Consider the following 14,058-nt stretch of genomic DNA (forward strand, 5'->3'; position numbering starts at 1 on the left):
CGGGGAAGACCTTTGTCAGCCGCGCTTACTTGGCGTCGTCAATTGCCTTGACGAGCTCTTCGACAGCCTGATCGGAGGTCTTGATCTGGCCATGCACGAACTTGGACACAACGTCCTTATAGGCATTGGCAACAGCCGGAGGAGCGCCGTAACCCTGCGCCAGCGAGCCGAACAACGTGCCGCCTTCGTTGGCTGCCTTCAGGTCAGCAATGCCCTTCTTGCCGCAAGCATCGAAGTCCGTGTCAGGAACGTCGGTACGAGCCGGAACCGAACCCTTGACGACGTTGAACGCAGACTGGAAGCTCTTGGAGAGCGTTGCCGTGGCAAGCGCGACCTGGGCCGCCTTGCGATCGTCCGGAACGTTGAACATGCCGAACATGTCGGAGTTATAGATCACGCTGCCGTCCGTGCCCGGGAAGCGGTAGCAAAGGAAATCCGTGTTCGGCGTCTTCTTCGCCGCTACGAATTCGCCCTTGGCCCAATCGCCCATGACCTGCACGAGTGCGTCACCCTTGATGACCATGGCGGTCGCAAGGTTCCAGTCACGTCCCGAGAAATTCGGGTCGACGTAGGTGACGATCTTCTGAAGGTTGTCGAACGACTTCTTCATCGTGTCCGACTTCAGCGACTCTTCGTCGAGATCGTTGAACGCCTTCTTGTAGAACTCGGGGCCACCCGTCGAAAGAACGATCGAGTCGAACATCGTGGCTTCCTGCCAGTTCTGGCCGCCGAGCGCGAGCGGGGTGACGCCCGCCGCCTTGGCCTTGTCGAGAAGCGCGATCAGGTCGTCAAAAGTCTTCGGCTCGGTGCCGCCGATCTTGTCCATGACTGCCTTGTTGATCCAAAGCCAATTGACCGAGTGAACGTTGACCGGTGCAGCAACCCACTTGCCGTCGTAGACTGAGAACTTCTGCAGAGCCGCCGGAACGGACTTGTCCCAGCCTTCCTTCACGGCTGTCTCGGTAAGGTCGCCCATGACGCCGGCCTGTGCATAGTCCAGCACCGTATAGCCGAGCATCTGGGAAGCCGTCGGATAGGTTCCGGCTGCAACCATGGCCTTGAGCGCGGTCATTGCCGCGTCACCGCCACCGCCGGCAACCGGTACGTCCTTCCAAGCGAATCCTTCCTTGGAAAGGTCGCCCTTCAGAACGTTAAGCGCCGCCGCTTCGCCGCCGGATGTCCACCAATGGAGCATCTGCACTTCTTTTACATCGTCAGCGCGCGCCAATCCGCCCGCCGCGGCCATTGCGACGACGACCATTGCAGTCGTCCTAAGAAACTTGCGCATGTTATTCCTCCCAGTTGCAAGTTCGCAGAACGGGACCCATTCCCGTTCCAATTACCCGCCCTCCTCGAGCGTGGTCCCTCAAGCCAGTTGCGCTGGCCTTTTAGCCTCGTGGCATCCACCAACCCGTGCGGCTACCGATATGCATGTTCAACGTCTTCGTCTCGGTGTAGTCCTCGACCGCGTGGCGGCCGAGTTCGCGTCCAAGACCGGACTGCTTGTAGCCGCCGAATGGAAGCTCAGAAGCGCCGTCCATGAAAGTGTTCATCCACACGGTTCCGGCGCGAACCCTGCGACCTATAGTCAGGCAGGTGTCGAAATCTCTGCTCCAGACCCCTGCGGACAACCCGTAGTCGATGGAGTTTGCGATCTCGATTGCCTCGGCTGTGGTATCGAACGTCAAGACGGACAAGACGGGTCCAAACACCTCTTCGCGCGCCACCGCCATCGCCGGCGTTACATGGGAAAGGATCGTCGGAGCCATGAATTGCCCCATTCCGAGGTCGAGCGTTTCACCGCCATGGGCGACTTCAGCGCCTGCGCGCTTCGCCCCGGCCACGTAACCCGCAATCTTGTCGAGGTGCTGGGGTGTAATGATCGCGCCAACCTGTGTCGTCGAATCGAGCGGATCGCCGACTTTGACGCTCTTCGCCAATTCGGCAATTCGCGCAACCACATCGCTGGCAATACTCTTATGAAGGATTAGGCGTGAACCTGCGTTGCAGCACTCACCGGCGTTGAAGTAGGCACCGAACACGGCGGCATCGATGAAGGCATCGAGGTCGGCATCCGGAAACACGATCTGCGGATTCTTGCCACCGAGTTCCAGCGAGACCTTCTTCAGGGTCTGTGCGGCATTGGTCATTGTCAACTTGCCGACACCCGTAGAGCCGGTAAACGAGATCATGTCGACTTCGGGATGCGACGTCAGCAGCGCGCCGACCTCCGGTCCGGTACCTGTCACGATATTGACAACGCCGGCAGGAACCCCGGCCTCCAGCAAGATCTCACCAAGAACGATCGTCGAGCCGGATGTCATTTCCGAAGGCTTGACAACTGCCGTGCAGCCGGCAGCCAACGCGAACGGAAGTTTCTGACCGACGATCAGGAAAGGAAAGTTCCATGGTGTGATGATAGAGACGACGCCAATTGCCTCACGCAACACAACGCCAAGCGTAACATCGCCGAGCGTGTTGTAGCTCTCTCCGTGGAGATCGCGCGCAAGCGCCGCGGCATAACGCCAGATATCAACCGAACCGGCGATCTCACCGCGAACCTGCGCAATCGGCTTTCCGGCCTCGATCGCATCAAGATAGGCCAGTTCCTCTGACCTCTCGGCGATGAGATCCGCAGCCTTCAGCAAGACGGCCGAGCGTTCCGCCGCGGTCATACGCGGCCAGGGACCGGTATCGAACGCCCTGCGCGCGGCGGCGATAGCACGTTCCGCGTCTACCTTGGATCCGGATTGATAGCGGCTAACGACCACGCCATGGCTAGGCGCAACGCGCTCGATCAGCGCGCTGCTTTCCGCCGAGCCGACCCATTGCCCGTCGATCAGCATCTTGAAGTCGCGCGGCTTCTGATCGCTAAGCGCTTTGGGGTTTACCAGTACGGTCATTACCATTCTCCCTTGAATTTGGCGGGGCGCTTCTCGCTGAACGCAACAACGCCCTCCTTCAGGTCCGCAGTCTTGGCGACAAGGATCGACCCCAGCGCCTCGACCGCCGTGCCATTGTCTTCGCCGTTCGCGGACGCGATCATCAGCTTCGAGATTTCGAGCGCGGCCGGTCCACGGCCGGCAATGCGGTCGGCGTATGCCCGGGCAGCCTCCATAGCGTCGCCGGTTGCAACCACCGCATCGACGATCCCGAGAGCGCGAGCTTCCTCGGCGGTGAACATTTCTCCGCCTAGGACCATGCGCCGCACAACCTGGGCACCAAACCGCTTCACGAGTCTTTGGGTGCCCGACCACCCCGGAATCATCCCGAGGCCGGTTTCCGGCAGGCCGATCTTGATCTGCTCCTCGGCGATACGGATATCGGCCGTCCCGGCGAGCTCGAGGCCGCCGCCCAGGGCATGGCCGTTAAGCGCGGCAACAAGAGGAATCCGCAGCGTGGCAAGCCGTTCAAAAACACGATGGCCGAAGCGAACCCAGGCATGTCCGAACTCGTTTGCCTGCATTCCGCCCCACGCCTTGATATCTCCGCCTGCGGAGAATGCCTTCCCTTCGCCTGTCAGAATTGCCGCACGCACGGCCGGGTTTGCTTCGACTTCGTCGCATGCTGACGAAAGCGCCTTGAGCATGTCGATGTCCAGCGCATTTAGCCGCGCTGGCCGCGAGACCGTTATGACGGCGACGGCTTTGTCAACGTCCACGCGTACCGTGCCCTCACCCATTGAACGTCCCCCCCAGAACGCGAGGCTTCTTCTGCGGAAGCGACAGACCGATGAGGTCGTCAGCGAAGAGTCTCGCCTCCATCATTCTCAGATCACGGGCGACAATCAACGGGAATTCCGACTGATCGAGAATTTCCCTCTGCAAATCGACACCGGGGGCGATTTCTGTCAGCACAATACCGTCAGGCGTCAGTTTCAACACGCAGCGCTCCGTGACGTACGTGATGTCCTGCCCCTGCTCGACCGCGCGCGGCCCCGAAAACGTCACATGCTCTACCTCGTTGACCAGCTTCTTGAGCTTGCCTTCCTTTTCGATGACGAGCTTTCCGTCGGCGATGGCCAGCTTCGCCCCCGCGTTGAACATACCAGAGAAGACGATCTTCTTGGCGCGGGCGGTGATGTCGACGAAGCCGCCTGCTCCCGCCGTGACATGAGGGCGGAAAGAGAGTTTGGAGACGTTGACAGAGCCGTCCTTCCCGATCTCCAGGAAGGAGAGCAGCGAGGCGTCGAATCCGGCTCCCTGGAAATAGGTGAACTGGTAGGGAGACGGCATGTAGGCGTCGGCGTTGGATGCGCAGCCAAAAGCGAAGTCGAGAAGTGGCACACCACCGACGGCGCCCTGCTCGATGACCCAGGTGACGGACCCATGCAGCCCCTCTTCCAGAAGGATACGGGGAACATTCGCCGATATGCCAAAACCGAGGTTCACACAGCTTCCTGCTTCGAGCTCCTGCGCGACGCGGCGGGCGATGACTTTCTGGATGTTGAACTCAGGTACGCGGAACGTGTCGAGTGGACGGAAGATCTCACCGGAAATCGCGGAATCATAAAGCGTCAGCGTTGTCTGCTTTTGCTCGGGGTCGACAATAACGTAGTCGACCAGCATGCCGGGAACACGCACGTCGTGGGGCTTGAGCGAGCCTTCTATGGTGATACGCTTCACCTGGGCGATGACGATACCGCCGTTGTTGCGGGCTGCCAGTGCCTGATCAAGGCCTCCGAGATAGGCGCCTTCGTGTTCGTATGTCAGGTTGCCACGCTCATCCGCGGTTGTCGCACGAATGATCGTCACTTGCGGGACGATGGAAGGGAAAAAGAGATAGTCGTCGCCCTCGAACAACACGCGCTTCACCACGGGTTCTTCAGAGGCGAGTCCGTTCATCGCGCAGCCCTGGCGCTTCGGGTCTACAAACGTCTCGATACCGATCTTGGTTAGGACGCCAGGACGCTTGGCGGCAGCCTCCCGATGAATGTCGAACATGATCCCCGACGGAATGTTGTACGCCGGAATTTCGTTGTTCGTGATCATTTGCCAAATAAGCGGCGGCTCCGCGCTGGACGGGCCGGACGGATAGGAACCGCCGATGATCTTCTTCAGCAGGCCTTTCTTGGCGATGTAGTCAACGCCCTTGATGCCGCTCATATCGCCGGCTGCAATTGGGTGAAGCGTCGTGATCCCGCGCGGATGACCGGTGGCTTCGAACCGCTCGCCGATCGCCTTCAGCATCAGATCGGGGCACCCGAGGCCGCTCGACGACGACACGGAGACGATGGCTCCGTCCGGTATGAGTGCTGCGGCTTCAGCCGGTGTGATGTGCTTGCTCATCTTACTACTCAAAGTCCTGGTTTGACGGCAACGGCCGTGCCACTTCTTGCGGATTCTACAATCGCGAGCCCCGTCGCCAGCGACCAGATTCCATCTTGCGCCGTCGCAGCGGGCTGGCCTTTGCCAGCCACCGCCTGATGGAAGGCCTCGAGTGCGGTTTCGTAGAGGTTCCTGTCCAACGTCTGCAGCGCGTGCTCGCCGTCGGCGTTCCGGAGGACCACCGTTCCGACGGGGCGCTGCGTCATCACGTTGCGGGCGATCAGCGAGCCTTCGGTTCCGAGAACCTCGAAGCCCGTCTCGGCGAACTTCGCCGTGAACGCATCATGGAACTGCGCGATCGCGCCGTTCTCGAAACGCATGACGCCCATAACGCCATCTTCGATGCCCGACTTGCCCATGCCGCCCTCCTGCGAGAAGGCGGTGACTTCGACCGGATCGCTTCCAAGCACAAAGCGCAGGGTGTCGGTGTCGTGGACGGTGATGTCGAGGATCACACCGCCGCCTGCGTCGGCACGGTCAAGGCGCCATCCCTGGAGGTGAGGAGGCAGGTAGACTGCATGGAAGACACGGGCCGCAAGTGGCCTACCGATCTTCCCGGCAGCGATCGCGTCGCGCATTGCCTTATGGGTAGGCGCGTTTCTGAGATGATGATTGGTTGCGAGGACTACCCCAGCGTCCTTGGCAACCTGCGCCATCTTGTGTGCGTCCTCGAGCGACATCGCAAGCGGCTTCTCGCAAAGCACGTGCTTACCTGCGCGCGCTGCGGCTATCGCCTGGTCGCGGTGTAGTTCGTTGGTTGTCGAAATGTAGACGGCGTCGATCGTAGCGTCGGTGAGCAATTCCGAAAGATCGGTCGTCGATCTCGGAATGCCATTCTCCTTCGCGTAGGCAGCGCCGCGCTCGGCACTCGCGCTCATGACGGAGACGATCTCACCGCCTGTCGCACGAATCGCGCCAATCACCCACTCGCGGGCGATCGTGCTCGCACCGATAAGACCCCATTTTGCAGTCATGCCTGTCTCCTCCCGAGACTGTCGTGGAACGGCGCTCCGCAGCTTTCGCGGACCACCAGTCGCACTGACGAAATAATGGATTCAGCTTCCGCCTTCCCGGCGTTGATCTGCTTGAGCAGGAGCTGCGCAGCACGGCGGCCCATGCCCTGCGGATCGACCGAGATCGTGGTCAGAGCAGGCACTGCCGTCTTCGCCTCGATGACATCGTCGAACCCCACCACCGCGAAATCACGGCCCGGCTCAAGCTGTCGTGCCCGCAGGCCATCGCAGACGCCGAAGGCCACGGCATCATTGAAGCACACGGCAGCAGTCGGTTTTTCGGCGATGGAAAGCGCGCGGCTGACGGCATCGGCGCCGCCTGCCCTCGACGGCGGCGCGTCTACGACGAGATCTTCGTCGAACTCCAGCCCGCAGCTGGCGACGGCGGCGCGATAGCCTTCCAGACGGTCATCGAAGACACCTGTGTCACGAAAGCCGCCAAGAAAGGCTGTGCGGCGGTGCCCAAGCGAAGCGAGGTGCCGGACCCCGGCGAAGATTCCTTCACGGTTGTCGGACACGACGGATGAAACCTTCGCGCCAGCCACACTGCGGACAGCGACGACGACCGGAATTCCAGCGGACACGAGGGGCTTGAGATCCTCAGCGTCGGTGCCGCGCGCGGGCGACATGATAAGGCCGGATATTCCGTGCTCGCGCATGGAGGCGATGACCTCCCGCTGCCGATCGAGACTCTCGCTGGTATTGGAAAGGAACTGCACGAAGCCAGCGGACTGGACGACCACGTCAACGCCCACGGCGAGTTCCGCAAAGAAGCCGTTGGTCAGGTCGTTGACTACGACGCCGATAATCTTGGACTTGGAACCGGCCTGCCGGAGATTGGCGGCGCCACGGTTATACACGTAGCCGAGCTCGCGCATCACCGCGGTGACTTTGGCGCGCGTTCCGTCGTTCACCAGCGACGAACCCTGGAGCACCAGCGAGACCGTCGATTTCGACACGCCCGCAGCCTTCGCGATATCGATGACGGTAACCCGTCCCTTAGTCATGAAATCCTCCCACGGCCAGCGGCCACGTGCAGTGATTAGTTGGAACGTTCCAATTATGCAAGCAAGATTTATTGATTTGACCTCACTTATGAAGCAAAACGCAGCGCGAATCGTCGATTTAAATCGATTTTTCTGCCGCAAATAAAGGGTTATCGCGCGAAGAACCGCTAGAAAAAATTGGAACGGTCTAATTATTCGTTGACAGGGCATGAAAAAGCTTTTCAGGCGAGCGCTTCGAGCTTGCCGCCAAGCGGCACATTGGGAGCGAGGCTGTTTTCCACGACGACCAGTTCGTAGCCGCCACCAGACTTGAGACGCCACTGGCCACCGACGAGCGGTGTCTTGGCGACGTTCTTCTGCGCAAAGGGCGGAAGCTTGTCGCTGCCCCAGGCAACCGGTCCGACGATGGTATCGAGCTTCGTTTCACCGATTGCCTTGGCAACGGCATCGCCATCGCCGATATCTCCGGCCCGCTTCATCACATCGACCGCCAGTTCGAACAGTGCATGGGCGAAGCCGATAGGCTGGGTCCACGGGCGACCCGTGGCCTTTGTGAAGGCATCTGCAACAGTCGCGGCCGTATCGCCACTCAGCGACGACTTGAAGGGGTGGCTCGGCGTCCACCAGACCTCCGTCGACAGGTTGTGACCCGCATCGCCCAGAGCCTCGACCGTCTGTGGGAAAAGCAGCGCCTTGCCGATCGAAGCGATCTTCGGCTTCAGGCCCTGCTGCTTTGCCTGGTTCCAGAAGGTGGTCAGGTCCGGCGGGATCATAACGCCCGTCAGGATGTCCACCTTGGCCTGTTTGAAGGCGTTGATCTGGGCCGAGAAATCGTCCGTCAAGTTCTGGTAGCGGCCCGTATCGGTCAGACCGAAGCCAAGCTTCTCGAGAACAGGCGGGAAGCCGACAACCTTGTCGCCCCATGCGTTGCCATCGCCGTCATTGGGGAACAGGCCGCCTACCTTCTTGTTCGTTTCGATCTGTCCCCACATACCCGTGAAAACAGCGATGATATCCTCAAGTCCCCAGAAGAAGTGGTAGGAGTAGTCGAACGGCTTCCACGATGCCGGATCACCGGGATTTCCTTGCTGGCCGATGAACCAGGGTTGCCAAGGTGCGACCGTCGAGATGCATGGCACCTGCTCGCTTTCGCAAGTGGTCGAGACCGGGTTGGTCGTCTCCGGAGTGGACGAGACGAGCATCAGATTGATCTCGTCCGTAACGATCAACTCCTTGGCAACTTCCGCGGCTCGGTTCGGATTAGACTGGCTGTCCTTGACGACAACCTCGTAGTTCAGCCCGAGCTTCTTGGTCGTTTCCAGGAATGTGTCGATGACGAACTTGTCCGCCTCGCCGAATGCAGCAAGGGGCCCGGTCTGCGGGCTGACATAGCCAAGCTTCACCGCCTTGTCCTGGGCGATCGCAGGCGCGGCCAAACCCGGCGTAGCGATCATGGCACCGCCCGCTGCCGACGTTTTCAGAAAATCGCGTCTCGTGAACATGTTTCCTCCCATTGTCGTCTCTCCTCCCAAAGAGCGCACCAAGCAGTGCGTAAAAAAATTATTCAGATGGGGCGGTTGCCCTCCCAGGCATTTTGCAGAAGCTGCCTGATTGATTTTCGGTCGATCGGCTGTGGATTCCAGTAGGGGTTCTCCACAGCAATCTCCGCCGCTTTGTCGAGGTCAGCTTCGGTCAGCCCGAAATCGCGAAGCGACAGAGGCGCCCCGATCGCCTTAGCGAAATCCCAAAGCCCCCCAGCGACCGATCCGCCGAATATCTCCGCAACAGGAGCAAGCGCCTGCGATGCCGCTACGGCGTTGAAACCTGCCGTGTGCGGCAGCATGATCGCGTGAGTTTCCGCGTGCGGCGTGTCGAACGATCCGCCAAGCGTGTGGCAGACCTTGTGATGAAGCGCCATCCCAACCGTACCGAGCACCGTCCCGCACAACCATGCGCCATAAAGAGCATCGCTTCGCGCTTCTCCGCTTGCAGGGTTCTCAACGATCTTCGGCAGACTCCGAGCGAACGCACGCAATCCTTCAATGGCCATCAGAGTGGAGATCGGGTTCCGATCCTGCGCGTAAAGACCCTCGACGGCGTGAGCCATCGCATTGAGGCCGCTCGTCACGCTCATCGCCACAGGCAATCCATGCGTCAGAAGAGGGTCATAGATCACGATTTCGGGGAGGATCTTCGCAGCCTTCACCGTCGTCTTTCGCCCGCCCTCGGTCTGCCCGAGAATTGGGGTTGCCTCAGAGCCGGCATATGTGGTCGGAACAACGATCTGCGGCAAATCAGTCCTATAGGCGATCGCCTTGCCGAGACCCGTCGTGGAACCGCCGCCATATGACACAACGCAATCGGCCCGAGTTTCTTCTACCACCCTCATTGCTGCCAGAGTAACCTCAACAGGTGTGTGCATGGCTGCACCAGAGAACACTCCGCAGGCAGCCCCTCCGATCTGGCGCGCCAATGCTTCGGCATCAGCTTTCTGATGGGGCGTGGAGAGCACGAGGGCGCGTCTTGCACCCGATTTTGCAATCCAGTCAGCAACGCTGTTCTTTGCGCCATCGTGGAAAACAATGCGCGCAGGACTGCCTGAATATAAGAATTCTCGGGTCATACGGATCTCCGTTGCTTGGCGCGAACCATGATGAAGGTTAGCGCGACGCTCTTCCCGGCACGACCATCGACGACTGCCCGCTCGAAGCAATAGACGAGCTCAGGCCGTACGCTAAAAACCGCGTCCTCGCCGAGGTTCGGGTCTATGGCGTCATAAATGTGAGTTGTGATTGTCTCGAAACCCGGTGCTCGCACGACAAAATGCAGGTTGGCGGGTCGACGGAGAGGAAGGCCTGCATTCGCAAGAAGCCGTCCGACGGGGCCGTCACAGGGAACGCCATAGCCTGAAGGTACGACGGATCTATAGGTCACGCAGCCATTGGCATCCGTCCGGAATGAACCACGGAGATTGTGTTCGGGCTGCAGGTCGGGCTGCTGGTTCTCGTACAAGCCTTGGGCGTTCGCCTGCCAGGTTATGAGTTTCGCTCCCTCTATGGGGAGCCCATCGAGGTCTTGAACCTTTACGGAAACCATCAGCGGTTCTCCAAGGCCATCAAGGGATATTGATGAGCCGGAAACACGCTCAGGAGCGTCGTCTCGAAAGAACGGCCCACGAATGGTGTTGGGTGTCGCGCCAGTCGGTCTGCGAGAGTTGATCTCCTCGACGAGTGCCGAAGACCCCGTGAGATCGGAAAGTAGTACCCACTCCTGGCGCCGTTCGTCGGATGCGTGTCCGACGTCGGTGAGGAACGCGATGACCTCGCGCCACTCATCTTGAGTCGGGCGAAACTTCTTGATGAGGTCGTGAATGTGGCTCACCGTGGCGGCAATGATCTTCGCCGCTTTGGCGTCACTGTCCAGCGTCAGTCGCTCGGCGAATGCTTCCGCGGAATTTGCCTCGCTGAAACTCCTCGCCGGAACATGTCCCGCCATTTTCGTCCTCCCAGTTGCTTGGCAACCTCGAAGCAAAAACTAGCACCACGGCGCACCGCAGTTGATGATTTCTGACAGGTTCAATATAACCGATCGTTATGAAGATCGATGAGCGACATCTTATCCAGCTTGCCGCGGTCGTTAAGACCGGAGGGGTGACAGAGGGTGCAGCGTTTCTGGGCTTAGCCCAGTCTGCTGTATCTCGGACGCTTTCGATGCTGGAGAAGCGTGTCGGGGAGCCGCTGTTCATCAAGGGACGGCGTCCTCTGCAGCCGACGGCCTTTGGGATTGCACTCGCCGAACATGGCTTTGTGATGCTGGCTGCATCGCGAAAAGCGTCTGATCTTATCGAAGGCTTCCGCATCGGCAACAGCGGTGTGGTGAGAGTGGGCGGAACGCCCTTTTTCATGGACTCACTTATCGCCGGAATGTGCGCCGAGTTTCAGATTACCCATCCGGATTTGCGCATCGACCAGAGTTACGGGTATTTCCCCGAACTTCGAGCGCGACTGAAGGCTGACCAGATCGATATCGCCATTTGTCCCATCGACATCCTGGAAGAGGGTTCTGGCCTGGAATTCCAACCGATCCTGCCAGGGCGCAATGTGATCGCTTGCGGCGCCACCCACCCGCTGCTGCTCAAAAGGAAGCCCCAACCAAGCCAGATCCTGAGCTATCCCTGGGTTGCTCCTCCACCTGGCAGCCCACTCCTGGCGGATCTTCGCGCGCTTCTCCTGTCTTTCGGCGGTACGGAGATAAAGGTTCGCTATTCCGGTGGCTCCCTGATGGGCGTCATCAACTACCTGAAGGCCTCCGAAGCGCTCACCGTGATGCCACACAGCGTCGTCTTCGCGCAGCGGAAGGAAAGATCAATCACCGCATTGCCCATAAACATCCCACATCCCGAGCGCGCCCTGGCAATACTGAGGCGAACGGAAGCCCCCAGGGCGCCTGCCGTCGAACAGTTCGCGAGCCATATAAGATCCGGCTTCCAAACCCTGCGCCATCTTATCAAGCGTCATGAGGACGCGGTCATATGGGGAGGCTAGTAAGGCGACCGCGGTAAACTTCTTCGCGTCTTGAATCCAGATAACATCATAGAGCGATGGATGGCAGCAAGGGCCACTCTTGTGGATCGAGCCCCGTTCCCGGAGCCGACCGAGAGGGCTGGCGTCGCTGCGGCCACAACGTTCGTCATGGGTCTCAGCTGACGCAAAGAAACATGCACATCCCGTGGTCGATCAGCAGCCACGGCTCGCGAAATCTCTGAACTTGGTAGCCGGGTCGGACCACGCTGAAACGTGCACGGTCCCTTGCCAGGGTCGGACGAAAACCTTTGCCCGGCGTATCCCCGTGGCCGATACCACGATTGCGGACGACCCCGGTTCCTTCCACAAAGCCATTACGGCTGTAGAAAGTGAGCCTGGCCCGATGCACGCAACTGATCGAGTGTCTTGCCCAAACAGTTCCCTCCGTTTGACCCGCCAACCGCTTTGGCATGCCCATCAAGGGAAATCGTGCCCGCAAGGCGTTCCGACGCGACGTAGGTCGCCAATCCATCAGGGGTTATTCTCGAAAGGTAAAACGCGTGGAACATACCCTTGTATTCGCAACTGATTACAAATGGGAAGTCGGCAAACTTATCCTCGGCAGCTCGTGGAGAGGCGACAGCAGAAAGCTGAAGCGCGACGCTGGCACCGATTAACATTGCCGTGCTCATTCTGGTCGGGGTGATGCACAGCCTTTCCCAAATCGACATATGGGACATGTTTCAAAACTCCTCCGCTTGTTGATGAATCGCACGTCTCAATCTGGTGGCAATCGCCGATTTTACCTCGACACGATAGTTTGGCAATTGGCAGACCGACAGCGAGGTTGGCGCGCTTCGAGGGGCTCTATAATCCCTCGCTTCCTCCTCGTTGCAAATCTCAATGCATCGACGCCGCCACCATTGATTGGACTGAGGCGCCTATGTGCCAATTAGCGCAGCCTGCAGTGAGCCCACTGGAAATTCACGCCACAGGGTTTTTTCGTGCCCCCAAGCTTGCTTGAAGAAACGCACCTCTCAGGGTTGCGGTTGTTGCAGCGCATGATTGCCATACCGGTAAATCGACGTATACTAAAACAGGAATGTTTTTACTCTGTGTCGAGGGCGTCATGGGAGTTGCAGACCTGACATCCACCTGCCCCGGTCAACCAACCGAGACGGAAGTTCGTCAACAGCTGGATCGCATATTTGCAAGCCCGGAGTTTCACTCCCCGCAGCGCGGCAGGGCTTTCTTGCAGTTTATCGTGAATGAGACGCTGGCAGGACATTCGGAGTTTCTCAAAGCGTTCACGATTGCAAACGTCGTTTTCGGCCGAAACGTCTCATTTGATGCGCAGAACGACCCGGTCGTCCGCATCGAGGCGGGACGAATGCGCAGGGCCTTGGAGCGATACTATCTGGTCGGCGGAAACGCCGACCGAGTGGTCGTTACCATACCAAAAGGTGGCTACGTACCATCATTCGATTACGCAGACGGTTATAAGACCACAGGCACGCAACCTGCATCCGCCCCGATATCGGCAATCGGGATTGAACCGACGGATCACTACCCGTCACCAGATGACCTTGGCAACCATTCCCGGGCCTGGGCTGGATATGCGTTGCCGGCGGGCGCTGCATTGCTTGTCTTGGCAGCATTCGGCTATATCCCCCTCAATCCCTCGCGGCTTCCGGAAGCGTCCCTTCCTGCTGAGACGACGAACGCAATTCCGCCGCAGATTTTCGTCGAGCAATTCGACAATATCGTGACCTCAGAGGGGGCGCCGGACATTGCGGATGGTCTGAGGGATGAGGTTATTGGGCAGCTTGCCAAATTCAAGGGTATTGTCGTTATCGCGAATTTGCCGACCACGAAACGCCAAGACCTAAGTGTCGAACCACGCTACGCATTGCAAGGAAGCGCTCGGCTCGAGGGGAACACGTTCCGGTCACTCATTCGTCTCGTCCGCAGGGCCGACGGAGCAGTCCTCTGGGCGAACAACTACGACGGCGACGTGCGATCGCAAGGGGTGTTTCAAATCCAGGAAGACATAGCAGAGCGTATAGCAAGCACCCTCGCCCAGCCACACGGCACGATGTTTCTATTGGATGCCGGTGGCCTTGCCAATCAACCAGCCAACCGCAAGTGCTCCGGCTACGTGTGACTTGTATTGCGTAACCATCCCGTC

At 59.4% G+C, this 14,058-nt stretch carries 12 protein-coding genes; 2 read left to right on the forward strand and 10 right to left on the reverse strand.

The window, feature by feature from the left end; all coding sequences use genetic code 11:
- Window positions 1–25: 25 nt before the first annotated feature.
- The 9 genes from ASC90_RS24875 to ASC90_RS24915 all read right to left on the reverse strand — a co-directional run bounded on the left by ASC90_RS24875 (window position 26) and on the right by ASC90_RS24915 (window position 10,842).
- Window positions 26–1,288 carry an ABC transporter substrate-binding protein gene (locus tag ASC90_RS24875; protein ID WP_056546513.1) on the reverse strand — a complete coding sequence of 421 codons (1,263 nt, stop codon included), beginning with the start codon at window positions 1,286–1,288 and terminating at the stop codon, window positions 26–28.
- A 100-nt stretch (window positions 1,289–1,388) separates the two neighbouring features.
- Window positions 1,389–2,903 carry an aldehyde dehydrogenase family protein gene (locus tag ASC90_RS24880; RefSeq protein WP_056546516.1) on the reverse strand — a complete coding sequence of 505 codons (1,515 nt, stop codon included), beginning with the start codon at window positions 2,901–2,903 and terminating at the stop codon, window positions 1,389–1,391.
- A complete protein-coding gene (locus ASC90_RS24885) occupies window positions 2,903–3,682 on the reverse strand; it encodes an enoyl-CoA hydratase/isomerase family protein (protein ID WP_056546519.1) in 780 nt (259 codons plus the stop codon). The genes ASC90_RS24880 and ASC90_RS24885 overlap by 1 nt, the downstream gene beginning before the upstream one ends.
- Window positions 3,675–5,288, reverse strand: coding sequence for an acyl CoA:acetate/3-ketoacid CoA transferase (locus ASC90_RS24890; protein WP_056546522.1), 1,614 nt, complete (start codon window positions 5,286–5,288; stop codon window positions 3,675–3,677). The genes ASC90_RS24885 and ASC90_RS24890 overlap by 8 nt, the downstream gene beginning before the upstream one ends.
- An 8-nt stretch (window positions 5,289–5,296) precedes the next feature.
- A complete protein-coding gene (locus ASC90_RS24895) occupies window positions 5,297–6,301 on the reverse strand; it encodes a Gfo/Idh/MocA family oxidoreductase (RefSeq protein ID WP_056546527.1) in 1,005 nt (334 codons plus the stop codon).
- Window positions 6,298–7,347, reverse strand: coding sequence for a LacI family DNA-binding transcriptional regulator (locus tag ASC90_RS24900; RefSeq protein ID WP_056546530.1), 1,050 nt, complete (start codon window positions 7,345–7,347; stop codon window positions 6,298–6,300). The genes ASC90_RS24895 and ASC90_RS24900 overlap by 4 nt, the downstream gene beginning before the upstream one ends.
- A gap of 221 nt (window positions 7,348–7,568) precedes the next feature.
- Complete coding sequence (locus ASC90_RS24905; RefSeq protein ID WP_056546533.1) at window positions 7,569–8,849, reverse strand: ABC transporter substrate-binding protein; 1,281 nt, start codon at window positions 8,847–8,849, stop codon at window positions 7,569–7,571.
- Window positions 8,850–8,911: 62 nt separating this feature from the next.
- The gene (locus tag ASC90_RS24910) at window positions 8,912–9,970 is read right to left on the reverse strand and encodes a maleylacetate reductase (protein ID WP_056546537.1); all 1,059 of its coding nucleotides are present in this window, start codon (window positions 9,968–9,970) and stop codon (window positions 8,912–8,914) included.
- Window positions 9,967–10,842 carry a dioxygenase gene (locus ASC90_RS24915; RefSeq protein ID WP_056546540.1) on the reverse strand — a complete coding sequence of 292 codons (876 nt, stop codon included), beginning with the start codon at window positions 10,840–10,842 and terminating at the stop codon, window positions 9,967–9,969. The genes ASC90_RS24910 and ASC90_RS24915 overlap by 4 nt, the downstream gene beginning before the upstream one ends.
- A 98-nt stretch (window positions 10,843–10,940) precedes the next feature.
- On the opposite strand from ASC90_RS24915, the gene ASC90_RS24920 reads away from it, so the two are divergent.
- Window positions 10,941–11,891 carry a LysR family transcriptional regulator gene (locus ASC90_RS24920; protein WP_056546543.1) on the forward strand — a complete coding sequence of 317 codons (951 nt, stop codon included), beginning with the start codon at window positions 10,941–10,943 and terminating at the stop codon, window positions 11,889–11,891.
- Between the two features lie 353 nt (window positions 11,892–12,244).
- Here ASC90_RS24920 and ASC90_RS24925 read toward each other — a convergent pair whose 3' ends face one another.
- Entirely contained in the window at window positions 12,245–12,550 is a 306-nt protein-coding gene (locus tag ASC90_RS24925) for a hypothetical protein (RefSeq protein WP_244480452.1), read from the reverse strand.
- 449 nt (window positions 12,551–12,999) lie between these two features.
- On the opposite strand from ASC90_RS24925, the gene ASC90_RS24930 reads away from it, so the two are divergent.
- Window positions 13,000–14,034, forward strand: coding sequence for a hypothetical protein (locus ASC90_RS24930; protein WP_056546549.1), 1,035 nt, complete (start codon window positions 13,000–13,002; stop codon window positions 14,032–14,034).
- The last annotated feature ends 24 nt before the right edge of the window (window positions 14,035–14,058 follow it).

The sequence above is a fragment of the Rhizobium sp. Root1220 genome, from assembly GCF_001426265.1.
Taxonomy (GTDB): domain Bacteria; phylum Pseudomonadota; class Alphaproteobacteria; order Rhizobiales; family Rhizobiaceae; genus Rhizobium.